Source organism: Seinonella peptonophila (assembly GCF_900129355.1).
In the GTDB taxonomy this organism is placed as follows: domain Bacteria; phylum Bacillota; class Bacilli; order Thermoactinomycetales; family Thermoactinomycetaceae; genus Seinonella; species Seinonella peptonophila.
In genome coordinates this window covers 279,877-302,244 of the sequence record NZ_FQVL01000001.1, presented here as the reverse complement: position 1 = coordinate 302,244, position 22,368 = coordinate 279,877, and the positions used below count along the sequence as shown (strand labels likewise).

The 22,368-nt window shown below is 39.5% G+C and carries 14 protein-coding genes and 1 pseudogene; 11 read left to right on the top strand and 4 right to left on the bottom strand.

Features of this window, described 5'->3' with window-relative positions:
- Positions 1-10: 10 nt before the first annotated feature.
- The 5 genes from BUB71_RS01420 (at position 11) to BUB71_RS01400 (ending at position 8,999) form a co-directional block, all read left to right on the top strand.
- The gene (locus tag BUB71_RS01420) at positions 11-892 is read left to right on the top strand and encodes a fumarylacetoacetate hydrolase family protein (protein WP_073150786.1); all 882 of its coding nucleotides are present in this window, start codon (positions 11-13) and stop codon (positions 890-892) included.
- Between the two features lie 57 nt (positions 893-949).
- Complete coding sequence (gucD, locus tag BUB71_RS01415; protein WP_073150783.1) at positions 950-2,422, top strand: alpha-ketoglutaric semialdehyde dehydrogenase GucD; 1,473 nt, start codon at positions 950-952, stop codon at positions 2,420-2,422.
- Between the two features lie 91 nt (positions 2,423-2,513).
- Positions 2,514-3,641, top strand: coding sequence for a Gfo/Idh/MocA family protein (locus BUB71_RS01410; RefSeq protein ID WP_073150780.1), 1,128 nt, complete (start codon positions 2,514-2,516; stop codon positions 3,639-3,641).
- Complete coding sequence (locus tag BUB71_RS01405) at positions 3,629-4,531, top strand: sugar phosphate isomerase/epimerase family protein (RefSeq protein ID WP_073150777.1); 903 nt, start codon at positions 3,629-3,631, stop codon at positions 4,529-4,531. The genes BUB71_RS01410 and BUB71_RS01405 overlap by 13 nt, the downstream gene beginning before the upstream one ends.
- Positions 4,532-5,237: 706 nt before the next feature.
- Positions 5,238-8,999, top strand: coding sequence for a non-ribosomal peptide synthetase (locus BUB71_RS01400; protein WP_073150773.1), 3,762 nt, complete (start codon positions 5,238-5,240; stop codon positions 8,997-8,999).
- 460 nt (positions 9,000-9,459) lie between these two features.
- Here the strand turns inward: BUB71_RS01400 and BUB71_RS01395 are convergent.
- From BUB71_RS01395 to BUB71_RS01380, 4 genes and pseudogenes are all read right to left on the bottom strand, one after another.
- Positions 9,460-10,489, bottom strand: a pseudogene (locus BUB71_RS01395) (flavin-containing monooxygenase).
- 35 nt (positions 10,490-10,524) lie between these two features.
- Complete coding sequence (locus BUB71_RS01390) at positions 10,525-12,666, bottom strand: heavy metal translocating P-type ATPase (RefSeq protein WP_073150770.1); 2,142 nt, start codon at positions 12,664-12,666, stop codon at positions 10,525-10,527.
- Positions 12,641-13,042, bottom strand: coding sequence for an ArsR/SmtB family transcription factor (locus BUB71_RS01385; protein WP_073150767.1), 402 nt, complete (start codon positions 13,040-13,042; stop codon positions 12,641-12,643). The genes BUB71_RS01390 and BUB71_RS01385 overlap by 26 nt, the downstream gene beginning before the upstream one ends.
- Positions 13,043-13,300: 258 nt before the next feature.
- Positions 13,301-13,693, bottom strand: coding sequence for a RidA family protein (locus BUB71_RS01380; RefSeq protein WP_073150764.1), 393 nt, complete (start codon positions 13,691-13,693; stop codon positions 13,301-13,303).
- Positions 13,694-13,906: 213 nt separating this feature from the next.
- On the opposite strand from BUB71_RS01380, the gene BUB71_RS01375 reads away from it, so the two are divergent.
- The 6 genes from BUB71_RS01375 to mutS all read left to right on the top strand — a co-directional run bounded on the left by BUB71_RS01375 (position 13,907) and on the right by mutS (position 22,367).
- Positions 13,907-15,379 carry a UDP-N-acetylmuramoyl-L-alanyl-D-glutamate--2,6-diaminopimelate ligase gene (locus tag BUB71_RS01375; RefSeq protein ID WP_073152646.1) on the top strand — a complete coding sequence of 491 codons (1,473 nt, stop codon included), beginning with the start codon at positions 13,907-13,909 and terminating at the stop codon, positions 15,377-15,379.
- Positions 15,380-15,600: 221 nt separating this feature from the next.
- Positions 15,601-17,088, top strand: coding sequence for a tRNA (N6-isopentenyl adenosine(37)-C2)-methylthiotransferase MiaB (gene miaB, locus BUB71_RS01370; RefSeq protein WP_073150761.1), 1,488 nt, complete (start codon positions 15,601-15,603; stop codon positions 17,086-17,088).
- Positions 17,085-17,513 carry a YlbF family regulator gene (locus tag BUB71_RS01365; protein ID WP_073150758.1) on the top strand — a complete coding sequence of 143 codons (429 nt, stop codon included), beginning with the start codon at positions 17,085-17,087 and terminating at the stop codon, positions 17,511-17,513. The genes miaB and BUB71_RS01365 overlap by 4 nt, the downstream gene beginning before the upstream one ends.
- Before the next feature lie 111 nt (positions 17,514-17,624).
- A complete protein-coding gene (gene cotE / locus BUB71_RS01360) occupies positions 17,625-18,206 on the top strand; it encodes an outer spore coat protein CotE (RefSeq protein WP_073150754.1) in 582 nt (193 codons plus the stop codon).
- 96 nt (positions 18,207-18,302) lie between these two features.
- Positions 18,303-19,673, top strand: a complete 1,371-nt coding sequence (locus BUB71_RS01355; protein ID WP_073150750.1) for a putative amidoligase domain-containing protein — start codon at positions 18,303-18,305, stop codon at positions 19,671-19,673.
- Positions 19,674-19,736: 63 nt separating this feature from the next.
- Complete coding sequence (gene mutS / locus BUB71_RS01350; RefSeq protein ID WP_073150748.1) at positions 19,737-22,367, top strand: DNA mismatch repair protein MutS; 2,631 nt, start codon at positions 19,737-19,739, stop codon at positions 22,365-22,367.
- The last annotated feature ends 1 nt before the right edge of the window (position 22,368 follow it).

Here is a 22,368-nt window from a genome sequence, read left to right as displayed (position 1 = left end):
GAGCATTATGATGCGGATCATTCGTTTTAGAGATCGGGAAAATACTGTTATGGCAGCTATTACAGACGATCATGAACTATATCGCTTAGAAGGGCAAGATTTCACTGATTTAATTATTCAAGCAGAAAATAAAAACGTTTCGATTTTTGAGTGGGTGAGTGAAATTGTGCAAAAACAGACTCCGCTTCCATCAGCAGTGGAAGAACTTAAGCTGCTCGTACCTGTAAAAGCTCCTGAAGTATGGGCTGCGGGTGTGACTTATCAACGAAGTAGAGAAGCTAGAAATTTTGAAGCGACAGATGGGAAGATGGATGTTCATACTTTTTATGACAAAGTATATGCGGCGGATCGACCAGAAATCTTTTTTAAATCAACGGCTGCTCGTACAGTCGGAACAAATGATACAGTCTATATTCGAAGTGACTCCGATTGGCAGGTACCTGAATCGGAATTAGGGTTGGTATTAAGCCGTAAAGGAGATATCCTCGGTTACACCATCGGAAATGATATGAGTTGTCGAGATATTGAAGGAGAGAACCCTCTCTATTTACCACAGGCTAAGATATGGCGTAATTCTTGTTCGATTGGTCCAGCGATTCGATTGATCGAATCAGTAAAGAACCCCTATGAATTACAGATTAGCTGTCGTATATTCCGCAATGACGTGATTGTTTTTGAAGATACAGCAAACACCAATCAACTGAAAAGGCGTTTTGATGAATTAGTCTCTTATTTGGCGCAAGATAATATTCTTTTTGATGGTACGGTTTTACTAACAGGTACATGCATCGTTCCTCCTGAAGATTTTACACTTTTGCCCAAGGATCGAATCGAGATCGAAATCCCTGAAATAGGAATTTTGACAAATATAGTAGGTAGCAATCTGTCCTAAAGTCACCGGAAAATTATTTATGCTGAATGAGTGAAGATAAGGGAGGCTATTCATATCGTGACTACTTTTGTGAATGCAAAAAAATACGGTAACTATGTAAACGGAAAATGGGTTTTGGATGATTTCGAAGATGAAACCCTAAATGCTATTCGTAACCCAGCGAATCAGCAGGAAATTATTGGTTATGTTCATGAATCGATAATTGCAGAGGTTGATCAAGCAATTGATGCAGCTGAGCGATCTCAGATTGCTTGGCGAAATTTAACAGGCGCAGAACGGGGAGATTACCTTTATCGAGTGGCGGATATATTTGAACAAAAGATTGATATGATTGCCGAAACAATGACCCGAGAAATGGGAAAAACCTTGTTCGAAGCCAAAGGAGAAGCTGCAAGAGGTGTTGCTATTCTGCGCTACTATGCAGGTGAAGGATTGAGAAAGAATGGGGATGTCATTCCCTCCACGGATCGGGAAGGTCTTATGTTTACCACAAGAGTTCCGCTCGGCGTTGTTGGTGTGATTTCTCCTTGGAATTTTCCGATCGCGATCCCTGTTTGGAAGATTGCTCCAGCTTTGATCTATGGAAATACAGTCATATTGAAGCCTGCTCAAGAAAGCACGATAACTGCTGCTCAATTGATCGATTGTTTTCACGAGGCGCAATTGCCTGCTGGAGTAATAAACTTGGTGATGGGCAAAGGATCAACTGTAGGTACACGGTTGATTGAGAATCAAAAAGTGAATGGGATTACGTTTACGGGTTCAAACCGCGTTGGGAGGATAGTGGCTAAAGGAGCTATTGAGCGTGGTGCAAAGTATCAGTTAGAAATGGGAGGGAAAAATCCAGTCATTATTGCCGCAGATGCTGATTTGGAGCAAGCAGTTGAAGCAACGATTAGCGGTGGACTGCGTTCGACTGGTCAGAAATGTACAGCAACGAGCCGCGTAATTGTCCATCAATCGATTTATGATGAATTTAAACAAAAGCTCTTGGAAAAGGTGCGTAAGTTGCAAGTAGGTAATGGTTTGGACGAAAAGACCTGGATGGGTCCATGTGCGAGTAAAAATCAGTGGCAGACGGTGATGTCCTATATCGAAACTGCAAAAAAAGAAGGGGCCACACTGCTATTTGGCGGAAGTACACCTGATGATCCAGCGTTAAGAGAGGGGTTTTTTGTTGAACCAACGGTATTTGACGATGTCATCTCAACGATGACGATTGCAAAAGAAGAGATTTTCGGTCCTGTGTTGGCCCTGATGAAATTCGATTCAATGGAAGAAGCGATTCATCTGGCAAACGATGTCGAATTTGGTTTGAGTGCTTCGATCTTTACGAAAGATATTTCAAATATGTTGAATGTGATTCGGGAAGTTGAGGCGGGCATGATACGGATTAATGCTGAAACCGCAGGTGTTGAATTGCAAGCACCCTTTGGGGGAATGAAACAATCCAGCTCTCATTCACGTGAACAGGGAGAAGCAGCGAAAGAATTTTTCACATCGATCAAGACGATTTTTGTAAAAGGGTAAAAAGTTTCACTTAAGGGGGGGTGATGCTCGTTCTCGTATTAATGTTGGCGTAAGATTCTCTGGATCGATAAAAAAGGTAGGTGGTAAACCAATGGGAAATCAACCAGTTGAGTTAGACTTGGTAATTGATCCTGAAATGCCAAAAAATAAATCTTTTCGGATAGGTTGTATTGGTGCCGGATTTATTATGCGGGATTGTCATCTCATTGCATACAAGGAAGCAGGCTTTAATCCATATGCAATTGCTTCCCGAACATTTGAAACTGCCAAATCTACCGCTGAGCTTCGTGGAATCCAGAAAGTTTATCCGACTTGGGATGAATTGATTGAAGATGAAGAGATTGAGATTTTGGATATCGCTATACCACCCGATCAACAGTTATCAGTGGTTCAAAAAGCGGTGAAGCACAAACATATTCGGGGTATTCTTTGTCAAAAGCCATTGGCGATGAATTTAGACGAGGCATACGAGATCGTGAAGTTATGTGAAGAGGCGGGGATTAAGCTAGCAGTCAATTCCAATATGCGTTATGATCCGGCAATGCGAGCACTAAAATCACTATTAGATCAAAATGTTTTGGGTGATGCTGTCTTGGCTACGATTGAAATGCGGGCAATTCCTCATTGGCAAGATTTTTTACATCAATACAAACATATCGAGATTTTAAATATGGGCATCCATCACATTGATGTATTCCGGTACCTTTTTGGAAACCCCGAACGCATAACAGCAGTTACTAGGAAAGATCCACGAACTTCATTTGATCATATCGATGGGATCTCTCAGTATACATTTCAGTACGAGAATGACCTGATGGCGACGAGCTTGGATGACGTGTGGGCCTGGCCGGGGGAAGGAACAGAAGAGGATATTTACATTAAATGGCGAGTTGAAGGATTAGATGGGATGGCTCAAGGGACATTTGGATGGCCAAAATTTCCTGAACGATGTCCGAGTACCCTTGCGTTTACATCAAAACGGTTTCCAGATCGCTGGATTCGCCCTACATGGGATCGAGTGTGGTTTCCTGATGCTTTTCAGGGTACAATGGCGCAGCTGTTACGAGCAGTGGAAACGGATACAGAACCTGAAATTAGTGGGAAAGATAATCTGAGCACAATGGCAGCCATTGACGCTTGTTATCGGTCGATTGATGAAAAACGGACAGTTAAATTTTCAGAGGTTACTACAGAGGGGGATGAATCATGCTATCGGTAGGCATATTTAACGGATACTATCCTTATTCATTGGAAGAATCGATCAAAAAAATAAAAGCAGATGGATTTAGTTGTGTACAATTAGATCTCTCTTTCAAAGATATGGATCTCTCATTTGATACATTAGATCAGAGAAAGTGCCATTTTATTCGCGACGCATTTCGTGAAGCAAACCTCCCTATCGTTGCGATTTCTGGATATACCAATATCATTCATCCTAATGAAGAGATACGGAAAGAGAATGTGCAAGGGCTTAAAACACTCTTAAAGTTTGCGCGTGATTTAGGAACACCATACGTTATCAGTGAAACAGGTACCTATAACCAAGAAAGTGATTGGGTCTATGATCCAAAAAACAGTTCAGAAGAGGCGTATGAAGAAGTATGTAAAACAATAGAGGATTTAGTGAAGTTCGCTCATGAACATGGTTCTGTTTTTTTGGTGGAGAACTATGTCAATAACGTCATTGGTTCTGTCAAAGAAGTATTACGTTTATTTGCTGACATCAATCACCCTTCATTAGGCCTACTCATGGATCCAACAAACTATTTTACCGATCATAATATTGACAAGGTTGATCAAGAAATCAATAAAATGATGGATGCGCTTGGCGATCGAATCAAGATTGCACATGCAAAGGATTGTAAACGAGCTGAGGATACTGCTGAAAAACATGCTGATATTGATGCAGTTGAATCGCATACATTTCGTGGGGCAGGAGCAGTTGAACTACCAGCACCTGGTTTAGGTATACTCAATTATGATTTGTATTTACAAAGATTAGCGCAGATACATCCCAATATTCCTATTATTATTGAGCATCTCGACGAGGAAGATATTCCACGAGCAAAGCGATTCCTCGATGGGAAATTAAAGCAAAATGGATGTTAGATCTTCAAGTTTTTAGTAATTTCTTTCCTGAGAGTTTTTATTCTACTGCACACGTTCATTATAAACGTCCTTAACTTTGGACGAGTCTAAAATGAATCTTTACCTTATCACATTAATCACGCACACTTGAGGTAACACTAAGAGATGAGGATATAATCCCGGTCTCTAGATGATTTGAGGATTGACTGTAAGAAGTGAGAACAACTGAACATTAGATGACAATTCTTTCCTGGAATACACTGCTGTTCGGTTTTTTTACAGGGTTAACTCAAATTCTTCTATAAAAATATAAACTACTAGAAAGGAGGAGAAACGTCATTTCAACGATAGGAAGTATGATAGTCAAGGTATAAGGATACATCATTCCGATTGTGAGAGCAGACACGATGGAAGATAGAAGTAAATAAAAAGACTTCTTCACAACGAAATGGTCCATAAGCCATCCCATTGGATGGCTTTTTTGTATTGAATCGAGCTGGTGAAATAAGAGATTCATGATTGTTAACTTGATTATTATTTGAATTATTCATTAATTAACATTTAAAATTTAAACATATTGACTATATTTTTTCGTTTGTATAGATTTTTTTATATTTGAAAATCCCCTTATATTCGTGGTTAATAAATATAAAATCATTGACAATAGTCATATATGTCCTTAGAGTTTATTATTATATATTTTTAGATAAAAGGATTGATATATTACATGATCCTATACAAATTAACGGATTCACAGAAAAGGATATGGTATACTGAATCCCTTTTTCCTGACACAAGTGTTTCAAATGTTGTTGTACGCAAAACTTTTGATTCGTTAAATTTCCCATTAATGAAAAAGGCGATTCAGTTTTTTGTGGAGGCATATGAGCTCATGCGTGTTAGACTGAGCGAACAAAATGGACTGGAACCTGCTCAGTATGTAGTCAATGATCCAATGGTGACTGTGAAAGTAGTTGATTTAGGTGAAATGAAGGAGGAGGAGTTGGCTCAGTGGTTTGAGAAACAAGCCAAGCAATCCTTTGCGTTATATGATGCGGATCTTTATGACTTTACCCTTGTAAAGCGAGGGGGAAAAGTGGATTTATTGATTCGCTGTCATCATATTTTAGTGGATGGGATCTCGATTGTGCTTGTAGCGCAAAAGATTGAAACGATTTATAAACAATTGATAGACAGAGAAATCGTTGAACCGATCGTTCCCGTTCCGTTTCAACGCTATCTTGCTGCTGAATCTGAGTATCTACAATCCAAGCGGTTTCAACAGGATCAACAGTTTTGGCAACATGAGTTTGCGACGATTTCCGAATCGTTATCGGCTCGTGTAGATGCGTTATATGAACGAAGTCTCACAGCGAATCGAATAGTATATCCCATTTCGGAGAAAGTCAAACGAAAGCTGGAGGCGTTTTGTCAGGCATATCATGTAAGCCTTAACACGCTTATGCTGTCTGCATTATTTATTTATTTTTCGCGGATTTACAACGAGAGAGAAGTGGTGCTGGGATCGTATTTTTCCAACCGTAAGGCTAAGGACCGAACAGCATTGGGGATGTTTGTCAGTACAGTGCCTGTTCGGATGGAAGTGAACGAAGAACAGCCAGTACTAGAATGGATTCGTGAAACCCAACGGAAACAGATGAGAATTCTCCGGCATCAGAAATATCCCTATAATCGGTTGATTCAAGAAATGAGACAACATGGTCAAGATATTAAACAGCTTTTTACTGTTGGTATGGACTACCAGGAAGTGGGAGTGGAAGGAGATCCCATTTTTAACGGCTATGATTTTAATGAACTGAGTTTGCATATCAAAAAATATACCATGACAGATCGATTGGTGTTAAGTATTGATTATCGGCAAGAGATGTTCAGCCAATCTGAGGTTGATCAGTTAGTAGAACGCATCATCAAACTGGTAATCGATATGATTCAATCTCCCGATCAATTGGTAGCTCGTTTAGAAATATGTTCAGAACAAGAGAAACAACAAATGTTAGTGGAGTTTAATAGCACCCAAGCAGAATATCCAAAAGAAAAGACCCTCCATGCGTTGTTTGAAGAACAAGTAGATCTAACACCTCATAACATTGCAGTGGTATTCCAGGAGGAACAGCTTACTTTTATGGAGCTGAATGAACAGGCAAATCGTCTCGCTCGTGTCCTTCGACAACGAGGGGTCAAACCGGATGATCGGGTCGGGTTAATGATGGAACGTTCGCTTGAGGTTATTGTGGGGATACTTGCCATTCTGAAAGCAGGTGGAGCTTATGTACCGATTGATCCGGAGTATCCAGTGGAACGAATCCAGTTCATGCTCAGCGATAGTGGCGCTCGCCTTGTACTCAGCCAAGCTTCGATCATGGAAAGATTACAATCAGTAGGCGGTGAGTCGGTCCAGTGGCTAGAGGTGACAAGTACGGAAGGAATGGAAGCCTTCAATCTTTCAAGCATCAATCAGTCAACCGATTTGGCCTATGTCATCTACACTTCCGGAACGACGGGGCAACCCAAAGGGGTCATGGTAGAGCATCGCAATGTCGTCCGTCTACTGTTGAATGATGCATCGCTCTTTGACTTTGATCAAAACGATATTTGGACGTTGTTCCATTCCTATTGCTTTGATTTTTCTGTATGGGAGATGTATGGAGCACTACTCTATGGTGGAAAACTCGTGATTGTTCCCTCACAAGTGACCAAAGAGCCCAAACAGTTTCTTGAACTACTGAGAAGAGAGAAGGTAACGATCTTAAACCAAACGCCCTCTGCTTTTGATCACTTAGCTCAGCAGGAGATGAATCATGAGGAATCTGACCTGATGGTGCGCAAAGTGATCTTTGGCGGAGAAGCCCTTTCACCACGAAAATTAAGCCATTGGAAAAGGAAATATCCGCACACACAACTGATTAACATGTATGGGATTACGGAGATTACCGTTCATGCTACCTATAAGGAAATCACGGAATTGGAGATTGAATCGAATGTCAGTAATATTGGAAAACCGATTCCAACCTTACAGACAATGGTACTGGATCACAATAAAAACCTGGTTCCAATCGGCGTAACGGGTGAGCTTTATATAAGTGGAGAAGGCGTGGCACGGGGGTATTTGAATCAACGTGAATTAACAAAGGAAAGATTTATAGAAAGTCCCTTTGTAACTGGAGAGCGAATGTATCGGACAGGTGATCTGGCCTATTGGCTGGAAAATGGTGACCTTGTGTATATGGGAAGGATTGATCAGCAGGTCAAAGTGCGTGGTTATCGGATTGAACCGGGTGAGATTGAGTCCGCGTTGTTGGAACATGCACAGGTGATGGATGTGACGGTGCGTGATTGGCAGACGGAGGCAGGGGACGACTGTTTTCTCTGTGCTTATGTGGTATCCAGCCAACCGATCGCAGTGACGGAACTGCGAGAGCATCTGAGACAAAAGCTACCTGAATATATGATTCCCTCATTCTTCGTGGCAATGGAACAGATTCCCTTGACGTCCAATGGAAAAGTGGATCGCAACGCGTTGCCAGAGCCAAGTTCAGAATTTCAACCAGAATATGTTCCCCCAATTACGGAGCTGGAAGAACAATTAGTCGCCATATGGGAAGAAGTACTCGGAATCGATCGGATTGGTGTGACCGATCATTTCTTTGAACGTGGTGGACACTCTCTCAAGGCAATTGCACTGACCAGTAAAATTGATGAAGTGCTCAATGTGCAGATCAATCTTTCGACCATTTTTCAATATCCGCGGATTCGCCAACTGGCTATCTATCTGAATCACACAGAGACTCAATCCAACAATCCAACAGGGTTAACTTTGTTCAATCAGAAAACGGATTCCTCTTTATTCTGTTTTCCGTCGATTATTGGTTTTGGCACCATTTTTTCAGGGATGGCTCAGTTGATCAAGACACATAGCTTGTATGGTTTCGACTTTATCGATGATAAAGATCTTTTACAGAAATATATCGATCAAATGGTAGAGATCCAGCCAAAAGGACCATACACACTACTTGGCTATTCGGCAGGATGTACACTCATCTTTGAGTTAGCTAAAAGGATGGAAAGCCAAGGATATGAGATTTCTAGTTTGATTATGGTGGATGGATTACCGAGAACGGAAAAGCGATGGGTGTCTGAGGATAACGTCCAGCAGCAGGCTGCTGAAGAGGTGGAGATGTGGTACGTTCAATACCACCTAGATACATATTTTTCACAGTACACTAAGCAAGATTTTGTGGAGCGAGTGAAATGTTACCATATGTATCTCAATCGATTGCTCAATAGTGGAAGAGTGCAAGCACCGATTCATTTGATCACTTCAACAGATGAATTACCAGAGAGAGAAATTTGGCGCAATATGACCTCCCGATTTTATCGCTATCAAGGTGCTGGTAATCATATGGATATGCTGATTACACCTTATTTCGAACAGAATGCAGAAATCATCCGTGATATTCTTCACAATTAGACAACATAGCGAGTTACTCGGGTGCTTTTTATCAAGTCTAATATGATAATTACCACCTGGAGGCTTGCCTTTTCAAAGGCATAGAGGAATGTCGTGTTTCCTAGTACCCCTTTTTTAGGGGTGCTTAGAGAAACAATATTCTCGTTAAATCATTCTGGATCCAAAAAGAGGAACTATAAAATATTTTTTTAATATCAAGTATCAATCTGTTATGCGGAGTTAAGGTTTATCTGTCATATTGATGACATGACTGAGTGTTTCCAATGGTTGTGGAAGAACTACCTTGATCTAGAAGCTGCTTCAAAAGTAAGGATTGATACAAAAATTGTCCAATATTATGGAAAATTGGTAAAGTTGTACTGAAAAGATAGAACAGCCAGTTTAACAATATGAACTCTAAATCGATTTCTAAATTAACCGAGATTAATGTAGTTGTACAGATAGCGATTTCATTTCGGGTCTAAGATACATATGAAACCAATCTTTTAGCATCTGCACCTACCCATCCTAATAATGCTGAACCCCTGCAAGACAACCATGGTAATCAAAGGAAAAATAAATTTTCAACATTACTTATACCTCTTTTATGAAGAGGTTGTTTCTGTTTATTTAATGCCTCATTAATATGAATCCAACGAAAACCCAGTTGCCCAAAGGATGTTCTGGATCTCAATTGAGGTCTGATCAGCAAAAACAGCACGGGAACCTTGTGTGATAGATATTAATCTTGGTTTTCGTATGATGTCACCATTCTTGAGTAATTTTTTCAACTCGAAACCATATACCTTCTCTTTTTGTTGTTGTATCCATTTTCCTTTTATCGTTGAATTGTCTGCTTGCAACAGTCCTAGTTTTTCATAGTACCAAAAGATGCTTTTTCCTAAGAATTGTAAAGGCATAAATTCAATCGGGTAGCTAACTGAGTGGAAAGTTTGTTTGTGATGGGCTAATTCAACTGCTATTTGTGCGCCTGAATTTCCACCACCGACCACTAATACATTGCCTTCCATCAGTTGTTGTACATTCCGATAATTCGATGAATGAATCTGTTTAATATGTGGGGAGAGTTTTTGTGCCATTGCAGGTATCAAGGGTTTCTGAAACGGTCCCGCTGCCACGATAACCTTATTTGCTTGATAAGTATCTTGATCGGTAGAAATAAGAAAGTGGTTGTTCTTTTTTGTTAGTGAAGTTACTTTCTTGCTTAGATGAATAGGAATCAAAAAATGATTTGCGTAACTCTCCAAATAGTCCGTTGTTTCATCTTTTGTAGGAAATGAATTTGGGTCACCTGGGAATGGAAATCCAGGCAATCCACTGTATCTTTTGGGCGTAAATAGAACTAATGAATCATACCGATTCCGCCAACTTTCTCCGACACTTTTTTGGGCATCCAGTAAAACGAAGGATATATTTTCTTGTTTTAAAAAATACCCCATCGCAAGTCCAGCTTGACCTGCACCGATAATCACAACCTCAAATTTCTCCATTTTGATCCCTCTATCTATTTTAAATCAAAATCCCGTCATTCATCTTTGGCGTTCATTAGTCGTAAACCATTTAATGTTACAATCAAGGTGGCTCCCATATCGGCCAAAATAGCCATCCAAAGTGTTAACCATCCTGGAATAATGAGTAATAAAGCAATGGCTTTAATCACAAGAGAAAACGTTATATTTTGTTTAATAATACGTAGGGTCTTTCGACTAAGTTTGATCGTAAAAGGAAGTTTTTGTAGATCGTCACCCATCAATGCAATATCGGCTGTTTCTAATGTAGAATCGATCCCTGCTCCACCCATCGCGATTCCTACATTAGCTGAAGCAAGTGCAGGTGCATCATTGACTCCATCCCCAATCATGGCAACGTTGAAACCTCTGGAGCGAAACTGTTTAATGAACGCTAATTTCTCTTCTGGAAGAAGCTCCGCTTGAATCTCTCCAATCCCTAAGCGTTTACCTATTGCATCAGCAGTTGATTGATTATCTCCTGTTAACATCACTGTTTTTTTGATCCCTAACTGGTGAAGTCTTTCAATAACATCTTTACTACTTTCACGAACTTCATCAGCTACAGCGATAAGAGCGAGAGCCTCAATTTCGGTTCCTAAGATCATCACCGTTTTACCTTGCTTTTGAAGAAGCTCTATTTGATCTAACTGTTTTTCAGATAAGCCGTTTGGTAGAAGTTCATGGAATAAAATGGGACTGCCTATATAGTAGAGTGTTCCTTGGACTTTCGCTTGAACCCCTTTTCCAGTAAGCGAGTGAAATTCTTCAACTGGTAATCGTTGAATGTCTAATTCTTTTTCCTCTGCTTTTCGAATCAGGGCAGAGGCGAGAGGGTGTTGGGAGTTTTTTTCAATGATGGAAGCAATGGTTAGGTATTCATCTTCCTTCTCTTTAACAAAAGACAAAATGTCTGTGACTTTAGGAACGCCTTTGGATAAGGTTCCTGTTTTATCGAAAGCGATGGCTGATAACGCTCCTGTTTCTTCTAAATGGATTCCACCTTTGATGAGAACGCCATTTCGAGCGGCATTCCCGATGGCAGTTACAATGGAGACAGGTGTTGAAATGACTAAAGCACAAGGGCATCCTACAACCAATAATGCGAGTCCTCGATAAATCCAATCATTCCAAGTCCCTTCGAAAAATAAGGGAGGAACAATGGCAAGCAGGATTCCAATGATCAAGATGGCAGGTGTATAGATTTTCGCAAATCGATCCACAAATGCTTGAGAAGGCACACGTTCCGCTTGTGCCTCTTCTACCAAATGAATGATCTTGGCAATAGTGGTATCCTCGACACGTTTGGTTACTTTAACTTCTAATAATCCTTCATCATTGAGTGTGCCTGCAAAAACTTCATCATCGACTGTTTTATGGACTGGAATTGACTCGCCTGTAATTGCTGCTTGATTAACGGAAGAGGCGCCTTTTACTACAGTTCCGTCCATTGCCAACTTTTGTCCTGGTTTCACGATCATGATATCACCGATTTGAATGTCATCAACAGATATCGTCAATTCTTTATTTCCGCGTCGGATCAGCGCTTGTTTGGGGGCAATATTCATTAAAGAGTGAATCGATTGACGGGCTTGATCCATGGAATATCGTTCAAGTGCTTCACTGATTGCAAATAAAATAACAACGGTTGCCCCTTCTCCCCATTCACCGATGGCTGCTGCTCCAATGATGGCAATGATCATCAACGTTCCCATATCAAATTGGAGACTGAATAATCCCTTAATCCCTTTGTTGAAGAGACGGTATCCACCAATGAGGATCGATGCAGCATACAGAAGGATAGTAGGCAAACCCTCTTCACCAACCGATTGACTGGCTACCCAAGCAATAGATAGAAGAATCAAAGACAGAAGTAACGGGATATTTTCAGTGCTTTTCCAAAAAGGAATATGTTTCAACCTGTCTTTTTGGTTTTCGGGAAACACTTTCAAATTCTCAAAGGCTCCTGCTTTTTCTAATGCTTCAATTGATGGCTCGGTTCCATAAACAGCTAATTTAGATGCTCCAAAATTTACTTGAGCATCCGAGACTCCAGGAATTTGCTTTACATTTTTTTCAAATTTACCTGCACAATTGGCACATGAAAAACCTTGGACTCGATATACCTTTTTATCAGGTAACTGTGTTGATTGAGCCATCTATAAACATCTCCCTTGGACGAATCAAAGCCATATAAATAATGTCTCGAAAGTGATCATTGTCGAGAGAATAAAAGACAAGCTTTCCTTCCTTTCGTTGTTTCGCTAACCCCATATTGCGAAGTAAGCGTAAATGATGGGAAGCAGTTGCCATGGTTGAACCTAAGATGTTGGCGATATCACAAACACAGACTTCATCTTCTTGGATTAACGCAAAAGCCACTTTTAATCGATTGGGATCAGCCAGAGCTTTTAGCAATCGCGAAGCATTTTGGATATCTACAGTTTCAAAGGATTGTTGAACACGTTTCACTTTTGCTTCATCAAAACAAAAGACCTCACATTGATTCCTTGTTCCTTTTTCTTCTAAGCTCAAATGAATCACCTCGATATAATAATCAAATGATTGTTTTATTGAATTATAGTGTAATATCATTAGTATAGTCAAATATTCATTTGACTATACTAATGATTAATGTGTTGCGGAGGAATTAACTCAACTGAATAGAAGATAGTTGTCAAGGAAGGAATGTTAAAGTGAACACAGGATTAGGGAAATTGCTAATACCGATTATCAAAAAACATTAATACTTACCATTAGAAGGAGACCAATGTTAAACACATTGGTCATTTTTTATGCTTCTTTAACAGCAATAGCATCTATTTCTACTAAATATTGTGGATTTGCTAAACCTGCTACTTGAAGGACAGTGATAGTTGTGGGTTGATTTCCCCATACCTTTTGTGCAGCTGCAAAGGCTTCCTGTAAAGGTTGACCATGAACAATATAGATCGTTAGCTTTACAGTATTTTCCTTTGTTACACCTGCTGCTGCTAAGGCAGCAACTACATTGTTTAAGGCTTGTTCAGATTGAGTAGCAAGATCATCACCAACGATCTCACCTGTGATATTCACTGCATTCTGACCACCTATATAAATGGTTTGATGCGACCCTTCTACAGTAATGACTTGTGTAAATGCTGGATTGTTGTGTAATGTTTCAGGATTTAGATGATTGATTTTCACTTCATTACACCTCGATTCATTTTTAAATTAAATGGATGATCCATTTATTATAGATGAGGTGTTGCTTCATCACAAACAGACTATTATTTTTTATAAATTAAACAAGTTTGCGATTCAAACAATGGTCTAAATAAGAAGTCATTTCATTGACCGATTATAGGAAGGATGATATCCTTGAAACAATTTGATTCAGATTATTATGGGGGTTTATGCATGAAGCTGAAAAAGCTACTGTTAAACAGTTCTTATAAAATATTACAAGGAAATCTAGATATCGAGATTACTGATATTGCGTTTGATTCTCGAAAGGTAAAAAGTGGAGCTTTATTTGTCTGCATTCCGGGTTTTCAGGTTGATGGTCATGATTTTATTTCACAAGCTGTAGAGAAAGGCGCATCTGCACTAGTAGTAGAAAAAGATGTATCTGATATTCCTGAGCATATTACGGTGATACAGGTTGATCATGCTCGTCAAGCACTACCACAATTAAGCCATCTTTTCTATGGACGACCCACTGAAAAAGTAAATTTAATTGGTATTACAGGTACGAATGGAAAGACATCAGTTTCCTTCTTAATATCTAAGATTTTATCAACAGCAGGAAGAACTGTAGGCTTAGCTGGAACAATACGTAAGCAAGTAGGTGAAAAGGTGATTCCTTTTCATACGACTACACCTACTACTCCTGAATCATCTGATTTACAACGCCTTTTCAAAATGATGGTGCGAGAGGGTGCAGAAGATATTGTGATGGAGGTTTCATCGATCGCATTGGAGCAAGGGCGTGTAGATGGTTGCCGATTTAAAGTTGGAGTATTTACCAATTTGTCACCAGATCATCTTGATGACCATGGAACAATGGAAAATTATAAACGTGCGAAAATGAAGCTGTTTAACCGTTGCGAGTACCATGTTATTAATCGAGATGACAAGGTGGCTGAAGAAATTTTAGCAATGGCAACAGGGTCCATTCTTACTTATGGGATTGAACATGAAGAGGTTGATTTGAAAGCGACTCATATTGCGATCAATGCTGAGGGTGTAAGGTTTACAATGGAATATCAAGGAGAGAAGGTCGAAGCTGCTATTGCAATTCCCGGTAAGTTTAGCGTTTATAACGCTTTAGCTGCGGCTGCTGCTTGTATCCCGTTAGGACTTTCACTAGAAGAGATCGCGAAAGGTCTAGCTGCGGTAGAGGGAGTACGAGGTCGGTTTGAAAATGTGCCGATTCCATCTGAATTTCATGTAATTGTTGACTATGCACATAGTCCTGATGCTTTGGAAAATGTTTTGCATACGATTCGTGATTTTGTAAAAGGGCGTGTGATTACCATTTTTGGATGTGGTGGAGATCGTGATCCTAGTAAACGACCTTTGATGGGGAAAATCGCAGGTGAACTGTCTGATCTATGTATACTTACGTCAGATAATCCCAGAACGGAAGAACCTGAAACCATTTTGAATCATATTGAAGTTGGCATCAAAGAAACCCAGTGCCAATATGTGAGTGAAGTAGATCGGCGAAAAGCGATTGGTCGAGGACTCCAAATGGCAAAAGAGGGAGATGTAGTACTAATAGCAGGTAAAGGACATGAGGATTATCAGGAAGTAAATGGGGAAAAGATGCATTTTGATGATGTGGAAGAAGTGAAAAACTGGGTGAAGCAACAAGAAAATGTAGACTAATGGATGATCAGAGTTGTCGTCAGGGTTAATTGTAAGTCATTATGCGTTAAGCAAAAAAGATAATTTTCAAATAAACATGTTTGCGAAACAAACACAAACCTCGCTAATAAAACACGCAAATTGAACTATCAACAAACATAGGGTATAATTTTGGGGTTACGATGATATTAAGAGCAGTCCTTCATATAGATCATTCAACAAGAGGGAGAGAGGTGTAAAGAATGAGCGGACAAACCAAAGACTATAGTAAATATTTTATCGCGCCTGATCTGTTACAGGCAAAGCGCAGAGGAAAAGAAGAAGTTCAGATTGTTCAATTTGAGCAACTTCCCAAAGAACTGCGCTCACTGGGAGCGGGGAAAAAATATTTGCTGCAAACTTATGGTTGTCAGATGAATGTTCATGATAGTGAAACAATTGCTGGTCTTTTAGAGATGATGGGTTATTCAAGTACAGAGGATGAAAAAGAAGCGGATCTTATTTTGCTTAACACTTGTGCGATTCGAGAAAATGCAGAAGATCGAGTCTTCGGTACATTAGGGCGTTTTAAACAGTATAAATTAGAAAAGCCAGATTTAATTTTAGGTGTCTGTGGTTGCATGTCCCAAGAAGAGTCGGTTGTAAATCGAATTCTAAAGAGTTATCAGCATGTAGACTTGATATTTGGAACTCATAATATCCATCGTCTACCGCAGTTATTGCAAAATGCGTTATATAGTAAAGAAATGGTCGTAGAGGTTTGGTCTAAAGAAGGAGATATCATTGAAAATCTTCCAAAAGTACGTGAAGATGGCCTCCGTGCATGGGTTAATATCATGTATGGATGTGATAAATTCTGTACGTATTGTATTGTCCCTTATACAAGAGGAAAAGAACGGAGTCGACGACCAGAAGATGTTTTAGGTGAACTTCGTGAACTAGCTAGAAAAGGCTATCAAGAAGTTACATTGCTTGGACAAAATGTAAATGCATACGGTAAGGATTTCGAAGACCTAGATTACCGTTTTGGTGATCTGATGGATGATGCAAGAAAAATTGGGATTCCACGCATACGCTTTACGACAAGTCATCCTCAAGATTTTGACGACCATCTCATCGAAGTCTTAGCCAAAGGTGGTAACCTTGTCGAGCATATTCATCTTCCAGTGCAATCAGGTAGCAGTGAAATTTTAAAAATGATGGCACGTAAATATGATCGTGCAACATATTTAGAGTTAGTCCGTAAAATTAAAGCAGCAATTCCTGATGTCGTACTCACAACGGATATTATTGTTGGTTTTCCAAATGAAACGGAGGAACAGTTTGCTGAAACATTATCTCTAGTCCGCGAAGTAGAGTATGATTCCGCCTATACTTTTATATACTCTCCTCGTGATGGTACACCTGCTGCGAAGATGCAGGATAATGTACCTTTGGAGGTAAAGCGTGAACGCCTACACCGTTTAAATGAAGTAGTAAACGAAATTGCTCGTCAAAAGAATGAAAAGTTACGTGGAGAAATTGTTGAGGTATTGGTAGAAGGTGAGAGCAAAAAGAATCCTGAAATACTTTCAGGACGTACGCGTTCAAACAAATTGGTCAATTTCAGTGGTCCGAAACATTTGATTGGGCAAATGGTTTATGTGAAAATTGATCAGCCACAAACTTGGACTTTGAATGGTGTATGGGTAGAAGATCAAAAAGTCATGGTTTCTGGTGTGTCATCATGACGGTAACTCAACTTACTCATCCTGTATTAGAAGCAGCACAACGAGTAGCGGTTCGTTTACAACAGATGGAAGAAGTAAAGCGATATCGGCTTGCTGAAGAACAGGTAAATAAAAGTGAAGCAGTACAATATTATATCCAAACAATTAAGCAGAAACAAAAGGAATTAGTTCATGCAAAACATTACCAGAAAAGTGGTTATACCCGTCAACTAGAACGTGAACTGGATCAACTACATGAACAATTAGATCACCTTCCAATTGTTCGAGAATATCAGCAAAGTCAAGTCTATGTAAATGATCTTCTGCAAATGATTAAGAGAACATTGTTAAATAGTGTGGATTGTTATCTTTCAGTCGAAGGAGGAATTGCTGAACCATCTGGTTGTGGCAGTGGCGGAGCGTGTGGCTGTAAAAGCAAAAAGTAGAAAATAGATCATAAAACCCATGAAAAAATACTTTTCATGGGTTTTTTTGTTCTTGCATCCATTTCTTTGCATAGACTTGATTAAGAAGATTGGTTTTAAGGAGGGAGTTAGGTGTCAAATAGAGAACGTCCACATGAATATCGTCAGATTATTACCAAAGCATTATGTGGGAGAGGACGTAAATTTTGTCAAGAAGTACATCATGTACCTGCACCTGACAATATTAATGCCATTTTAGGGGCGTGGGTGATCAATCATTCCTATACAGCCATCAAAAAAGATGAAAGCGTAGAAGTTAGCGGGAGTTATGACATTAATATTTGGTACTCTACTAAAGGTAATACCAAAACGGATGTAGTAAAAGAAACTGTCAATTATGAAGAACAAATCCCATTGATTGTTTTCGATGAGTCGTTACAGGATTCTACATTAGAAGTCAATGTTTCTGTTACACAAACTCCAAGCTGTGTTGAAGCAACTTTATCAGGCTCAGAAGATATCGTTGTGATCCGAGTTGAGAAGGAGTTTGTTGCTGAATTATTTGGTGAAACAAAGATATGTGTTGCTGTATACCCTGATGAATATTCTGATGTAGATGATAAAGGTGTTTATAATGAAAGTGAATCAGGGGTACATAGTGACCAGTATGATGACTTGGATCCTGAACTCATAATTGATGATCTCAATGATTAAAAGAAGGCGATAAGGAGCCTTCTTTTTTACTAACCTTTTGTTTACCCCAAACATAACATGATGATAACAATGGGTAGAACGAAAGGGGAAGGGTAAATGGAAACCATTACCCTTACAAGAGATGAAATCGATGAAATTCAAATACGTCAACAAATCATTGATCCTGATCAACGTATCGTTGCGACGGCTCAATTACAAATGTCAACTTGGTCTGGCACACAAACTATTTCTGTTTTAAATGATCCCGCGCATTTACAACGTCTTTCTGATCCAAACAGATTACGCCGCCAGCTTTCATTACACGGATTACATTGGGTTCACAAAACGACACCACTTCGCGAATATAAAATTTTGGTTTTTCAGACAAATGTATTGGGAACTTATGCGACTCGAGAACGAAAAGCATTGATTGTAGGGCAACGTCGTCAAGCACGTGATTTTTATCGGGTTAGAGCAAAGACAAAAGAAATTCAACGTATGCACGAAATCGCCATTCGAACAATCTATGCACTAGGACTTGATTATGGTTTTGTCACCTGTGGAGTTGGTCCTGGAAAACGATCAATTATTATACAAATCAATGTTCGCCCGAAACTGGAAGCTGATCTACAGAAGGCTTTTATTAATGAATTTATTCGTTATATGCGTGAAATATCATCTTCTTCATTATCAACTGAAGTAAAATTAGGAGCCGATCCCGAATTTGTTGTTCAAACGAAACAAGGTTCTTTATTAATAGCTTCAAATTACTTTCCTTTAAAAGGGAAAGTTGGATGTGATGCAATATGGATTGGCCAAAATCGAAAAGATAAGCCCTTGATTGAGATCAGACCCGAACCTAGTCTAAACCCAAGAACTGTAGCATTGAGAATCTACGAAGGACTATTACATGTGGCTAAGAAAGTGAATCATGTATCGGGCAAATGGTTAGCTGGTAATATGCCAGTGAAGGGCTTTCCACTCGGTGGTCATATACATTTTAGTGGTATCAAGCCAAATTTTGAGATGCTACGTGCATTAGATAACTATTTAACCTTACCTTTTGTTGTCATTGAGGATGAACGTGGTAGTAAAAGAAGACCGAAATATGGCTTTTTGGGTGATTTTCGGAAACAGCCTCATGGAGGGTTTGAATATCGAACGCCGCCTAGTTGGTTGATTTCGCCCATTCTTACAAAAGGAGCACTTGCATTAGCGAAATGTATTGTCTGTAATTATCAACAGCTTCAATATAATCCGCTTGCAGACCCGGAAGTACAAATGGCTTACTATCAAGGTGATAAACAAAAAATTCACCCTTGGATTAACCTTTTGTGGTCAGACATTACATCATTAAAGGATTATCAGCAGTATTCTAAATATCTGGATGACTTTTTTCGATATTTGCAAAACGGGAAAAAATGGAATGAATCGATTGATATTAGAAAGGCTTGGCGTATTCCTCCATTTCATTCTGGGAACAGGTGAAAACTTGTTCCCATTTTTTTCATGTGATACAATTCAAATAAAATATAAGCGGAGGCAAAAGAAGTGGCAAAGTATACTCCGATGATTCAACAATACTTAGAGATTAAGGCTCAGGTACCTGATGCCTTTTTGTTCTTTCGACTAGGTGATTTTTATGAAATGTTTTTCGATGATGCAAAATTAGCTGCTCAAGAGCTTGAAATTACTTTAACCAGTCGTGAAGGTGGAGGAAACGATCGTATCCCTATGTGTGGTGTTCCTTACCATTCTGCAGAAAGCTACGTCCAAAGGTTAATTGAACGCGGATATAAGGTGGCGATCTGTGAGCAGGTTGAAAATCCTGCAACAGCAAAAGGTGTTGTAAAGCGCGAAATCGTGCGGATTATTACACCTGGTACCGTAATGGATGAGCAGATGTTGGAAGAAAGTGAAAATAACTTTCTAGTAGCCTTATTTACTCAGCCAAATCGGGCTGCTGTCGCATCGGTTGATTTATCAACAGGTGAACTACATGTTACTGAAACTCAATTTGATATTGCTACTTTAATTGATGAGATAGAATCCTTCCATCCAAAAGAAGTTGTGATATATGACACACTTGAAGCTAAACATCCAGTTATTGAAGCATTGCGCACACATGTAGGATGTTTAATTACCCCTGTCTCTTATATAGATATTGACCATCAGTTACTTGCAACTCAATTTCCTCGATATCAAGAAATTTGTAATACTCGACCGTTGCAAGAAGTTCTACAACTTTTATATGGATATTTACAGCAAACACAAAAACGATTCTTAAACCATTTAGGTAGGTTAAGCCGTTATGATCGCAGGCAACATATGGTCATAGACGAATCTGCGAAAAGAAATCTAGAATTACAACGAACACTTCATGAAGGCAAAAAAAAGGGCTCATTACTTTGGTTGCTAGATCGGACATCGACCGCAATGGGGAGTCGAATGTTAAAGAGATGGCTTGAGCGTCCATTGCTATCACTTGAGAAAATCCAAACTAGATTGTCGATTGTTGCTGCTTTCGTAGATGATATTATATTTCTCGATGAAATAACTTCTTCATTAAAAGAAATCTACGACTTAGAACGATTAGCAGCTAGGGTGGCTTACGGTAGTGCTACGGCAAGGGATTTAGCTGCAATTAGTCGTTCTTTGGAACGCATTCCTAAACTTAAACAGATGCTTTTAGATCATCCAGCTTCCATGGTGCAGCAACTTGGACATATGATTGATCCATGTGAAGAGATATATAAGCTGATTACAAATGCAATTGTTGATGATCCCCCTTTGTCTGTAAAAGAAGGCGATATTATACAACAAGGATATCATGCCGAACTCGATCAATTGCGTAACATTCAGAAGAATGGTAAAGACTGGATTGCCCAGTTGCAACAACAAGAGCGAGAACTTACAGGGATCAAATCGCTCAAGGTAGGCTATAATCGAGTATTTGGATACTATATCGAAGTAACAAAATCAAATTTACGTCATCTCCCAGAAGGACGCTATATTCGAAAACAGACACTAGCTAACGCCGAACGTTTTATTACACCAGAACTTAAAGAACAGGAACAAATGATTTTAAACGCCTCTGAACGATCTGTTGAAATGGAATATGAGATTTTTACCTCAATTCGAGATGAAATAGGACAACAAGTTCACCAGCTACAACATCTTGCAGAAAGAATGGCAGCGCTTGATTGTTTCCAATCACTTGCTACAGTTGCCCATCAACAGCATTACGTTTGTCCTACAGTCACAGAAGGCAACGACATGCTGATTCAAACAGGACGTCATCCGGTTGTAGAAGCAGTAGTAGATCAATATGAATTTGTTGCAAATGATATTGAATTAAATCCGCACGATCGCCAAATTTTATTGATTACTGGACCCAATATGGCAGGAAAAAGCACATATATGCGTCAGGTGGCTTTAATTAACATCATGGCTCAAATCGGCAGTTTTGTCCCCGCTGAAAAAGCTACGTTAAGTATAGTCGATCGAATTTTTACTCGTATTGGTGCTGCGGATGATCTAGTAGGTGGACGAAGTACTTTTATGGTTGAAATGGCTGAAACATGTCGTGCTTTAAAAGAAGCAACCCCTAGAAGTCTTATCCTTTTGGATGAAGTAGGAAGAGGTACTTCGACATATGATGGAATGGCGCTAGCGCATGCAATAGTTGAATACATACATGATCATGTTCGTGCAAAAACACTTTTTTCAACCCACTATCATGAATTAACAGCATTAGAGGAGACTTTACCTCGATTGTTTAATATTCACGCTGAATGTGCAGAACAAGATGGAAAAGTGGTCTTTTTACATAGAATGCTTCCTGGAGGTGCTGACCAAAGTTATGGAATTCATGTGGCAGAGTTAGCAGGTCTACCAGCTCCGGTAGTAAAGCGAGCAAAGTTGTTGCTTCAAGAATTAGAAGGTCAAACTGAAGTTGCCGCCACAACAAGTGCCGACGTATCATTGCCTGATCAAATCAGTCTCTTTCAAACAAAATTGTTTGAACAAGAACAGGTACGTGAAGCACCGATTTCTTCTGTGGAAAGAGAAGTACTAGAACAAATTGAACGTTGGGAGGTAATGAATCAGACCCCTCTAGAAACCATGCAACAAGTGGTGAAGTGGAAACAGATTTTACAAAAAAGATTAACAACAAAGTAGT

What these genes read in the sequence shown, in the direction of transcription:
- BUB71_RS01420 (WP_073150786.1), top strand. Translation starts at nt 11, where the DNA reads ATGCGGATCATTCGTTTTAGAGATCGGGAAAATACTGTTATGGCAGCT.
- BUB71_RS01410 (WP_073150780.1), top strand. Translation starts at nt 2,514, where the DNA reads ATGGGAAATCAACCAGTTGAGTTAGACTTGGTAATTGATCCTGAAATG.
- BUB71_RS01405 (WP_073150777.1), top strand. Translation starts at nt 3,629, where the DNA reads ATGCTATCGGTAGGCATATTTAACGGATACTATCCTTATTCATTGGAA.
- BUB71_RS01400 (WP_073150773.1), top strand. Translation starts at nt 5,238, where the DNA reads ATGATCCTATACAAATTAACGGATTCACAGAAAAGGATATGGTATACT.
- BUB71_RS01390 (WP_073150770.1), bottom strand. Translation starts at nt 12,666, where the DNA reads ATGGCTCAATCAACACAGTTACCTGATAAAAAGGTATATCGAGTCCAA.
- BUB71_RS01375 (WP_073152646.1), top strand. Translation starts at nt 13,907, where the DNA reads ATGAAGCTGAAAAAGCTACTGTTAAACAGTTCTTATAAAATATTACAA.
- miaB (WP_073150761.1), top strand. Translation starts at nt 15,601, where the DNA reads ATGAGCGGACAAACCAAAGACTATAGTAAATATTTTATCGCGCCTGAT.
- BUB71_RS01365 (WP_073150758.1), top strand. Translation starts at nt 17,085, where the DNA reads ATGACGGTAACTCAACTTACTCATCCTGTATTAGAAGCAGCACAACGA.
- BUB71_RS01355 (WP_073150750.1), top strand. Translation starts at nt 18,303, where the DNA reads ATGGAAACCATTACCCTTACAAGAGATGAAATCGATGAAATTCAAATA.